10 protein-coding genes are annotated in these 9,660 nt (G+C 43.4%); 3 read left to right on the plus strand and 7 right to left on the minus strand.

Annotated features, from left to right (window positions below; all coding sequences use genetic code 11):
* Positions 1 to 65: 65 nt before the first annotated feature.
* Positions 66 to 416, minus strand: a complete 351-nt coding sequence (locus EWV66_RS10630; RefSeq protein WP_052277674.1) for a hypothetical protein — start codon at positions 414 to 416, stop codon at positions 66 to 68.
* Complete coding sequence (locus EWV66_RS10635; protein ID WP_052277673.1) at positions 413 to 787, minus strand: DUF433 domain-containing protein; 375 nt, start codon at positions 785 to 787, stop codon at positions 413 to 415. Before EWV66_RS10635 ends, EWV66_RS10630 begins: the two co-directional genes overlap by 4 nt.
* Before the next feature lie 822 nt (positions 788 to 1,609).
* Between EWV66_RS10635 and EWV66_RS10640 the strand changes: the two genes are divergently transcribed.
* A complete protein-coding gene (locus tag EWV66_RS10640) occupies positions 1,610 to 1,792 on the plus strand; it encodes a hypothetical protein (protein ID WP_002758344.1) in 183 nt (60 codons plus the stop codon).
* A gap of 575 nt (positions 1,793 to 2,367) precedes the next feature.
* Here EWV66_RS10640 and EWV66_RS10645 read toward each other — a convergent pair.
* The 5 genes from EWV66_RS10645 to EWV66_RS10665 all read right to left on the minus strand — a co-directional run bounded on the left by EWV66_RS10645 (position 2,368) and on the right by EWV66_RS10665 (position 6,279).
* The gene (locus tag EWV66_RS10645; protein ID WP_024969050.1) at positions 2,368 to 2,832 is read right to left on the minus strand and encodes a DUF29 domain-containing protein; all 465 of its coding nucleotides are present in this window, start codon (positions 2,830 to 2,832) and stop codon (positions 2,368 to 2,370) included.
* Positions 2,833 to 2,848: 16 nt separating this feature from the next.
* The gene (locus EWV66_RS10650) at positions 2,849 to 3,307 is read right to left on the minus strand and encodes a DUF29 domain-containing protein (RefSeq protein WP_072926600.1); all 459 of its coding nucleotides are present in this window, start codon (positions 3,305 to 3,307) and stop codon (positions 2,849 to 2,851) included.
* 16 nt (positions 3,308 to 3,323) lie between these two features.
* On the minus strand, positions 3,324 to 3,782 hold the full coding sequence (locus EWV66_RS10655) for a DUF29 domain-containing protein (RefSeq protein ID WP_287108374.1): 459 nt from the start codon (positions 3,780 to 3,782) through the stop codon (positions 3,324 to 3,326).
* Positions 3,783 to 3,824: 42 nt separating this feature from the next.
* Entirely contained in the window at positions 3,825 to 4,808 is a 984-nt protein-coding gene (gene msrP, locus EWV66_RS10660) for a protein-methionine-sulfoxide reductase catalytic subunit MsrP (RefSeq protein WP_287108375.1), read from the minus strand.
* Positions 4,809 to 4,893: 85 nt separating this feature from the next.
* A complete protein-coding gene (locus tag EWV66_RS10665) occupies positions 4,894 to 6,279 on the minus strand; it encodes a cytochrome P450 (protein ID WP_185237599.1) in 1,386 nt (461 codons plus the stop codon).
* Between the two features lie 397 nt (positions 6,280 to 6,676).
* Between EWV66_RS10665 and EWV66_RS10670 the strand changes: the two genes are divergently transcribed.
* Complete coding sequence (locus tag EWV66_RS10670) at positions 6,677 to 7,432, plus strand: TVP38/TMEM64 family protein (protein WP_052277667.1); 756 nt, start codon at positions 6,677 to 6,679, stop codon at positions 7,430 to 7,432.
* Positions 7,433 to 7,656: 224 nt separating this feature from the next.
* Positions 7,657 to 9,204 (plus strand): mercuric reductase, encoded by a 1,548-nt coding sequence (locus tag EWV66_RS10675; RefSeq protein WP_052277666.1) that lies wholly within the window; start codon positions 7,657 to 7,659, stop codon positions 9,202 to 9,204.
* The last annotated feature ends 456 nt before the right edge of the window (positions 9,205 to 9,660 follow it).

The following is a 9,660-nucleotide window of genomic DNA, read 5'->3' on the forward strand; positions in this document are numbered from 1 at the left end:
GGACTCTGTGTAAGACAGTACATGGTTTTTTAACTGTGGTATGCGACGGTGGTGGAAGCAGAAACTTAAATCGTGAGGTTTAGGAATCGCCGCACTTTTAGGGCGGCGAGGATGTCAATCAAAAGCCGATCAGCATTGCTAACGGTGATCACAGGCAATGACTCTGAGGTATTTTCTTCACGCAGGACCTGCTCTAGGGAATCTTTCCCTTCCATACTGTGATTAGCGGTAAGCAAAATCATCTGATTCTCTTGAGCAAGTCGCCAAACCGTCCTGTCATCACTGTTGATCGACAAATCCATCTCTGCAAAGGTGACGAACTGCATCGGGACGATATCAAGCCAGCCCTGAGTTGCGATCGCACCAAAGAAAACCAAGGCATGACCTTTGAGATTGTGATCAATCAAAAAAATCATACTTTCGACTCACGCTTTGCCTTAGCCACTCGAAGCTTTTCCCAAGCAGCCTCGGAGCCTGGCTTAGGTGGTTGCGCAGCAATACGGGCAACTCGCTCACGATTTTGCTCTTCATAATATTGTCGGAGTTCTTCAGCTTCTTTGAGAACTTGCTGGTACTCAGCTTCCACATCCGCACGATGAGCCTCAATATAAGCCAGGGCAGCGTTAATTTGCTCTTCCGTCAGATCAAATAATCCCTGAATGAACTTAGGTGGATATTGAGCAGTCACATAATCCATTACATCATAGAGGGTGATGCGGGTTCCTGCGATTGTCAGTCCTCGCTCTGTACGAATGATATCAGTTTTTCCATTAGATGCGAGCGTCATAGCTATAGTCTCAGTCTTTCACCATCTCATTCCATATTACCGCATGAAAAAGCAAGGTGAGCAAACGCCCACCCTGACTACTAATTCGCAAGCTCTTTAATCCTCAACCCAGACTTTCAAAATGTATTTCAGCCTCGTTCCTGCATCTAGCCAGTAGTGAACTCCAATATCTGGCAATTCAGTATCACCAGGCCCCGTACTACAAGATCGGCGATCAAATTTAGACCACAGCTTCAATTAATGTGCATGGTGCGTTCCCCAAAATCGATCGCTGGAGCAGTAGGAGCCACATTAGGGAACGCACCCTACGGCGATTGCGTACTGCTACGCAGTGCCTTCGGCATCGCACTGCCATGTCTAGGAGCAAAGTGACGCTCGCGGCATCGGCAGCTGCAACGATCGGTTGGTTAGCCAGCGGTTACACAGGTAGCCAGGTATCCCGGTTTGGCAATGGGCCAGCCAACTTGCAGCGGGCAACAGGCGTCAGTGGATCAACGAGACCCTTCGTCTTATCTGACATGATAGAGTTGCCGAAGTTCATAACGTCGCAAGGCAGGACTGACCCGTGCACCCATTCAGAAATCGATCCATGTCGTGAAAAAAGCCGTCGTAACCAGAAAGGTTTACGAAACTTACTTGGTCCGTACTCGGCAATTGAGTTGGCAACGGGAGGATCATCGCCACGTCGGATTCCGACGTTATTGGGACGCTCCGCCTGTGCGTAAAGGGAGTGATCGAATTGCGCCACGGGATGAACGCTTCCATCATGGACGTGGGCAGTCGGGAAGAAAAGGGCCGTTGAATTCCGCGTCCTAAACGACAATGCCATGGGATGGATCCGCATGTCTCCAGATCGAAGCTGAAAGACGGCAAAACCAAAGTCACTGTAAAGCGGCAGCTGTTTCCAAACATCCTCTGGAAGGCGAAATCGAAGATCAAGTCTGTGAAAATCCGCGAGTGCGGGTACGAACGAAGCGTCAAACGCGCCAACTCGATGAACCATGAGATTTCTAGGACTCGCTCTCGCGACAGCGACGCCTTTGCTACGCATTTCCAGCGGCTGCGGGAAGCATCGATCCATGTCGCGAAAAAAGCCGTCGTAACCAGAAAGGTTTACGAAACTTACTTGGTCCGTACTCGGCAATTGAGTTGGCAACGGGAGGATCATCGCCACGTCGGATTCCGACGTTAGGCGCATCTCATACACTAAGTGCTGACGGTCGCCATTCAGGCGAGCGTAGATCTTCGTGTTGGACACCTGTTGAACGTCGTGAGAAAAGATACACATTGGATTGCATCTGCCTAACTACATATTATGCGGAAACTTTCTGTATAACACTCTATTTAGGCGCGATTGCCAGAACTTTTCCCTATATCACACCCAAAAGCGTGTTAGCCAGATTAGCATATTGCCAAAAACCTTGTTTAACTAAATTTCTGACAATTAGGCTCATTCTAGCAATGATTCTTCGATCTGACCGCACCCCTTGAAAAAAATTTATAATTATTCGACCTTTAGCGATCGCTATCGGGAGATAGTTGTTTTTTGTTAGAGCAGTATGGAGCAGTCTAACTGATGGCTATATTTCCAGATTATCGCCCGCAGGAAACCAATCTTCATCGAGAATTTGTTCAAGGGAACCAATGGGAATAACGGGGAAAGTATCGAGGGGTAATTGAGAGCGGTCACTGGCATTTTTTCGGGCTGAAAGATAACATTCATCAAAAATTTCCAAAAGATAAGGTTTCAGACTAGGACTATCTTTAAGTTCATCTAATATATCGAGACGAAAAGTTCTAATCTCTCCCTTCCAGTGACCTTCGTTTCTCTCTCTTTCTGCCGCCCAATATTTGAGCTTAAGTAAATGTTCTAATAATCGGGTTAACAGACTTTTAATTGTGCGCTTTTCACTCCTTCCCATACTTGCTAATTCCTCTAGTAAATTCTCTAAATCTACCCGCTCAAACTGTCTCGCTTGCAGTTGATTAATAGTAGTTCTAATCCAGAGATAAAAGTCTTCTTCGTACATGGTTTTATTATCCATAATTTACCTCTATATATTACTCGTGGTTATTAGTGGGAAACCAATCTTGATCGAGAATTTGTTCAAGGGAACCAATGGGAATAGGGGGGAAAGTATCAAGAGGTAATTGAGTTCTAACTTGAGCCTCTTTTCTAGCAAATTGATAGCATTCCTCAAAGATTTCCAGAATATAGGGTTTCAAACTAGGGCTATCTTTAATTTCTTCGATTATTTGTCGGCGAAAGTTGATAATTTCCCCTTTCCAGTGACCCTCATTTCTTGCTCTTTCTCCTGTCCAGTAAGTTAGTTTCAGCAAATGTACCAGTAATTGAATCAAAAGATTTTCGATTTTGCGCTTTTCACTCCTTCCCATACTTGCTAATTCCTCCAGTAAATTCTCTAAATCTACCCGCTCAAACTGTCTCGCTTGCAGTTGATTAATAGTAGTTCTAATCCAGAGATAAAAGTCTTGTTCGTACAGGGTTTTATTATCCATAATTGACCTCTATATATTACTCATGGTTATTAGTGGGAAACCAATCTTCATCGAGAATTTGTTCAAGGGAACCAAGGGGAATAGCGGGGAAAGTATCGAGGGGTAATTGAGAGCGATCACTAGCATCTTTTCTAGCAAATTGATAGCATTCCTCAAAGATTTCCAAAAGATAGGGTTTGAGACTAGGGCTATCTTTAACTTCTTTGATTATTTGTCGGCGAAAGTTTCTAATTTCCCCTTTCCAGTGACCCTCATTTCTAGCTTTTTCTCCTGTCCAGTAGGTTAGTTTCAGCAAATGTACCAGCAATTGAATCAAAAGATTTTCGATTTTGCGTTTTTCACTCCTTCCCATACTTGCTAATTCCTCCAGTAAATTCTCTAAATCTACCCGTTCAAACTGTCTGGCTTGCAGTTGATTAATAGTAGTTCTAATCCAGAGATAAAAGTCTTCTTCGTACAGAGTTTTATTGTCCATAGATACTTAGTTAAACTGAATAAATGGGGATAATTATCAAACTTAACTATATAAACTAGCCACATATTCACCGTAGCCATTATAGGGCAGAGTTTCGATAATTTCCCAAGATAAATCACTTCTACTGCCGATAAATTTCTCCGTTGCTTGCGACCAACGGGGATGGGGTTTACTGGGGTTTACATTAGCCTCAAAATCGTATTCATGAGCGTCAATTGTGTTCCAGTAGGTGGCGGGTTGTTTGGCGGTAAATTCAATTTTTACTATTGATTTTGCTCCTTTAAAACCGTATTTCCAAGGAATAACCATTCGCAAGGGTGCGCCGTGTTGTTTGGGTAAATCATGACCGAAAATTCCCACGGCAAAGAAAGCTAATTCATTGGCCATTTCTTCAATTCTTAAACCTTCTGCATAGGGCCAGGGTAAGGCTCCTAAATGTAATCCTGGCCCCTGGGTAATTTCGGGATCATAAAAGGAGGTGAAACGGACGAATTTTGCTTCGGGTTTTGGTTCCACTGCCGCGATTAAAGCACTCATGGGAAAACCTAGCCAAGGTAACACCATTGACCAAGCTTCTACACAACGAAAACGATAGATTCTTTCTTCGAGAGGAAAGGTTTTTTTAATAGTATCTATATCGTAGGTTTGGGGATTTTTTACCAATCCTCCCACTTCTACCGTCCAGGGATTCGTCGGTAATTTCTGCGCTTTTAACCAGATATTTTTCCCCCCTCCGAACTCATAAAAATTGTTATATTTCCCAGCTACAGTTTCGGCAACTATGGGGCGATTTACCGTTAAAAACTGCGGATTTTTGCTGAACCCTGCAATTTTAGGTAATTGCAAACTTTTTTCTAAAGCTTCCGAGGAGGAGGATTTACCACAAGCAGTTAATAATAGGGAACTCCCCGCAATTCCTGTCCCGATTAACCCCTGTAAAAAGCGACGACGGTTAAAATAAACACTTTCGGAAGTAACTTCATTTTCGGAAATTTGCCAAGATTTAGCTAAACGAATTAAGACCATAATTATCCCCAATTTTATTGACAAAAAAACAGAGTTATGATATGGGATACCACAACTCTGATTGTACAATAGTTTGTCAGTTTTTTTAAGAAATTTCGGCGAGCATCCGGGCAGTAACCAGAGGTTCCCGTCGTCCTTTTAAGACCATGGGAACTCCTCGCGAGGGAGCAAGGGTGACACCGCGACGACTGGGTTTTTCGGGGGTATTATTAACTAGAGTTAACTGATAATTAGCCAAAATTGTGGCGATAGCGATTTTCATCTCGTAGATAGCTAAAACTTCCCCGATACAACGACGCGCTCCACCACCAAAAGGCATATATTCGTAGGGGGTGAATTGTTTTTCTAAAAAGCGTTCCGGTTTAAAAGTATGGGAATCGGGGAAAGTTTGCTCGCGGTGGTGAGCTAGATAAATACAACCCATAAGAATTGTCCCTTTTTCTAAAGGATAACCATCTAATTCTACTGGTTCTTCCACTGCTCGCGGAAAAGTTAACATTGCCACGGGATGAATGCGTAAAGTTTCCGAACAAACCGCCGAAAGATAGGGTAATCGAGTTATGTCAATGGGGTTAGGATTATCTCCTAAAGTGGCTATTTCTTGCAGAATTTTTGCTTGAATTTCTGGATAGCGATGAGTCCAGTAGAGCGCCCAAGACATAGCGGTGGCTGTGGTTTCATGACCTGCGAATAATAAGGTCATTAATTCATCGCGCAATTCCTTATCGCTCATTGGGTTGCCTTCTTCATCCTGGGCGGACATCAGTAGTGATAAAATATCGGTGCGATTGGGGTTAGGATTAGCTTTTCTTTCGGCAATTTCTGTATAGATAATATCATCAATTTTTTCTTGGGAACGCTGGTATTTTCCCCAGGGACTCCAAGCACCCAAATCAGCCCGCAAAATTGGGAAAAATAGCAAAGAAGCCATCACCGGAGAGTTAAATATATCGAGCATTTCAGCCAGAATTTTTTTCAGGGTTTGATAACGTTCCCCTTGACTAATTCCAAAAACTGCCTCCATAATTACTTGTAAAGCGATTGCTGTGGTCGCTGAACGGGCCTTAAAAGGTTGATTTTCGGGCAATTCTGCCATTACTCTTAGGGTAATATCGCGGATTAAATCGCCGTAGAAACGCATTCTTTCCCCGTGAAAAGGTGGCAATAAAAGCTGACGGCGTTTTTTGTGGATGTCTCCGTCTAACATGACGACGGAATAATCACCAATAATCGGGGCAATAATCCGATTGGCTTCCCCCGGTGCCGAAAATTTTTTACGGTCATTAGTTAAAACCTGTTGTAGGGCCGCAGGACTACTGACAAAGATAAAATTATCTACAGTTAAACCCACTTTTGTGCTAAAAATATCGCCATGCTTGCGGGCGGCATTTTCCATAAAAGCTACAGGATTAATGATCCATTGTGCCATTTGCAGGAAGGTAGGGGCCTTGACCTTGGGGATGATTTTCATAGATTAATTGCTATATCGAATGCTAATTATTTCTAATTGTGACATTTTTTCCCCAGAGACGGCAAGGTGTAATAAGCTGCCCGCGCATTTAAATTGCTTATTGAGATGAGGCAAGAGGCACTCTTGCAAGGGGCAAGAGGCAAAAGTAAAGGGATTAGGGGAGATTTAGCTAATCTAAGGATAGGCAGTTAAGATACCTCTCAGCTTATCAAGTAAACAGCAAAAATTACCGGGCTGTTGCTCGTCCTATCTTCTCCCAGAGAGGGGGATTTTCTGGGAATTTTCAGGATTGGCTTTCTGGTCTAAACAATGATAACTACGGTAGAATAGCCCCTAGTTCTATTTAATTCGCTTTTATAGTTTAATCTCTCTTTTATTCTCTTTTTAGGGACTTGTGATGATTATTTCCCAGTCCAGCAACTGGAAAAAGCTGGTTATTTGCCGTTATTTGCCGCTGCTAATCGCCTTTAGCGGCACTTTTCTCCTGACTACTCCCCCCGCTTTTGCCCTCGAATCCAGTGCCTCCACCGGTTTTAATCCTCAAACTATTCTTTTCAATGCCTTAACTTGGGTGGATAGTTTGGGGTCTGTGGGAGCGATCGCGTTTATAATTATCTATATTCTAGCTACTGTGGCCTTTTTTCCCGGTTCAATCCTGACTTTCGGGGCTGGTGTGGTTTTTGGCCTGGTTTTAGGCTCTTTTTACGTCTTTATCGGGGCAACTATCGGCTCCGCTGCCGCTTTTCTGGTGGGACGTTATTTGGCTAGGGGTTGGGTGGCGGAAAAAATTCAAGGTAATAATAAATTTCAAGCTATCGATGAAGCTGTGGGGAAAGAAGGCCTAAAAATAGTGCTTTTAACCCGGTTATCTCCCATATTTCCTTTTAATCTGCTCAATTATGCCTATGGTGTCACCGGGGTTTCCCTGAAAGACTATCTACTAGGTTCCGCAGGCATGATTCCGGGGACGATAATGTATGTCTATATTGGCTCTTTAGCGGGCAGTCTTGCCACTATCGGCACCTCAACACCAGCCACTAACCCAGCTTTACAATGGACTATTCGCCTGATCGGTTTTATCGCTACCGTTGCTCTCACCCTCTACGTCACAAAAATTGCCCGTCAGGCCCTGGCATCAGTTATCAGTGAATAGTAATCATTTATCAGTCAGGGGTTGGGGAAGTGGGGTGTGGGGTGTGGGAAGTGGGGAAATTGAACTAAAACCCCAAAACCCTAAAACCCTAAAACCCCAACTCCCTAAAACCCCAACTCTCAACTCCTGCCTCCTGAATCCTGAATTCTGAATCCTGAATCCTGACTACTGGCTACTGACTCCTAACCCTAACAACAATTTTTGATTTTTACAAGAGGTCTAATATGTTTGAAAATAGCTCCAGTGAAGTTAATATTCTCCCCATGGACGAACATAATCAAAAATTAGTTAATTATGTTCATCCTGCCGATTGGCTCAATCCACAACCCCAAGATTGTTATGATTTAGTCGTCATTGGTGCGGGTACTGCGGGTTTAGTCGTAGCGGCGGGGGCTGCGGGTTTAGATATAGGTTTAAAAGTGGCTTTAGTGGAAAAACATCTCATGGGGGGAGATTGCCTCAATTTCGGTTGTATTCCTTCTAAATGTCTGATTCGTTCCTCTAGAATTATCGGGGAAATTGAGAAAGCCAAAAAATTAGGAATTAATATTGGGGATACTAGGGTAGATTTCGCCAGAGTAATGACCAGAATGCGGCAAATTCGCGCCGATATTAGCCCTCATGATTCGGTGCAACGTTTCCAAAAACTAGGTATCGATGTCTTCTTGGGTAGCGCTCGTTTTTTAGGACAAAATGCCGTGGCAGTCGCGGGAAAAACCCTCACTTATAAAAAAGCCGTTATTGCCACTGGTGCTAGGGCCTTTCATCCCGATATCCCCGGACTACAAGCGGCGGGATTTTATACCAATGAAACAATTTTTTCCCTAACAGAATTACCTCCCCGATTAGCTGTTATCGGTGGCGGGCCGATTGGTTGTGAATTAGCCCAAGCTTTTCAAAGGTTAGGCGCACAGGTGATTTTATTTCATAATCATTCCCATCTTTTGAATAAAGAAGACCAAGAAGCAGCCGAAATTATTGAGAATACTTTCCTGCGGGAAGGAATGCAATTAATTCTCTCTTGCCAAATTGAACGGGTGACAAAAAATGAGCGGGGTAAAACCATTGAATATACTAGCAACGGTCAAGGAGCAACTATCACCGTTGATGAGATTTTAGTCGCTGCCGGCCGGGAGCCAAATCTGTCAGGATTAAATTTAGAAGCGGTGGCCGTAGAATACGATAATCGTCGGGGAGTCAAAGTTAATGATTATCTGCAAACTACTAACCCGAAAATTTATGCGGCCGGTGATATCTGTATGGATTGGAAATTTACCCATGCTGCCGATGCAGCCGCCCGTATTGTGATTAAAAATACTCTCTTTTCTCCCTTCGGTTTCGGACGCGATAAGCTCAGTAATTTAGTTATGCCTTGGGTCACTTATACTGACCCAGAAATCGCCCGGGTGGGTATGGATGAAACCCAAGCACAGACCCGGGGATTGGTCACTAATACTATTAAAATTCCTTTGAGTATAGTCGATCGATCTATCACTGATGGCGAAACGGACGGTTTTTTAAAAATTATTCACAAACAAGGTTCCGACCAAATTTTAGGAGCCACTATCGTCGCCTCCCACGCCGGTGAGATGATTTCCGAAATTACCACCGCTATGGTTGCTAAAATCGGACTGAGTAAACTCTCTACTGTTATTCATCCCTATCCCACCCAAGCGGAAGCGATTAAAAAGGCCGCCGATGCCTATCGTCGAACTCTCTTGACTCCTAATAGTCAAAAACTCTTGGAATTGTTGACTAAATTATCGGGTTAAAATCAATGATTGCCACCGGACAGAACTACGGCAGAACTTTGAGCAATTCTGGTGGGAATTATAGTCATTTCAATTAAGATTGAGAATATCAATGCCAGAGTTCATAAGGGGTTCACCGGTCTAGAGTGTATCAGACTTATCTGAAATGACTATATAATCGCCATCTCCGAAGAGGAAACCATCTTGAAATACAGCAACAAAAACCCTACCATATTCTACTTATTCCGTAGCTATCGAATATTTCATCTGCGCTAATAATCGACATTTTTTCTACCATCGCTTGAGCAATTAATAATCGATCAAACGGGTCACGATGATGAAATGGTAAAGTTGTGACAACCTGACTGACGGACACATTTTTCAATACAAAGACAAGTACTGTTATGTGAAAGCCTCAAACTCCTGAATAAAAGAAAAGGTAATTTTGCCATAATAATCCTGACGAGCTTTGCGAGA

The organism is Microcystis sp. M_OC_Ca_00000000_C217Col, from assembly GCF_007095585.1.
In the GTDB taxonomy this organism is placed as follows: Bacteria; Cyanobacteriota; Cyanobacteriia; order Cyanobacteriales; family Microcystaceae; genus Microcystis; species Microcystis panniformis.

Bases quoted from the DNA above. Each gene is read 5' to 3' on its own strand.
- EWV66_RS10630 (WP_052277674.1), bottom strand. From the start codon at position 416: ATGATTTTTTTGATTGATCACAATCTCAAAGGTCATGCCTTGGTTTTC.
- EWV66_RS10635 (WP_052277673.1), bottom strand. From the start codon at position 787: ATGACGCTCGCATCTAATGGAAAAACTGATATCATTCGTACAGAGCGA.
- EWV66_RS10640 (WP_002758344.1), top strand. From the start codon at position 1,610: ATGCCATGGGATGGATCCGCATGTCTCCAGATCGAAGCTGAAAGACGG.
- EWV66_RS10645 (WP_024969050.1), bottom strand. From the start codon at position 2,832: ATGGATAATAAAACCATGTACGAAGAAGACTTTTATCTCTGGATTAGA.
- EWV66_RS10650 (WP_072926600.1), bottom strand. From the start codon at position 3,307: ATGGATAATAAAACCCTGTACGAACAAGACTTTTATCTCTGGATTAGA.
- EWV66_RS10655 (WP_287108374.1), bottom strand. From the start codon at position 3,782: ATGGACAATAAAACTCTGTACGAAGAAGACTTTTATCTCTGGATTAGA.
- msrP (WP_287108375.1), bottom strand. From the start codon at position 4,808: ATGGTCTTAATTCGTTTAGCTAAATCTTGGCAAATTTCCGAAAATGAA.
- EWV66_RS10665 (WP_185237599.1), bottom strand. From the start codon at position 6,279: ATGAAAATCATCCCCAAGGTCAAGGCCCCTACCTTCCTGCAAATGGCA.
- EWV66_RS10670 (WP_052277667.1), top strand. From the start codon at position 6,677: ATGATTATTTCCCAGTCCAGCAACTGGAAAAAGCTGGTTATTTGCCGT.
- EWV66_RS10675 (WP_052277666.1), top strand. From the start codon at position 7,657: ATGTTTGAAAATAGCTCCAGTGAAGTTAATATTCTCCCCATGGACGAA.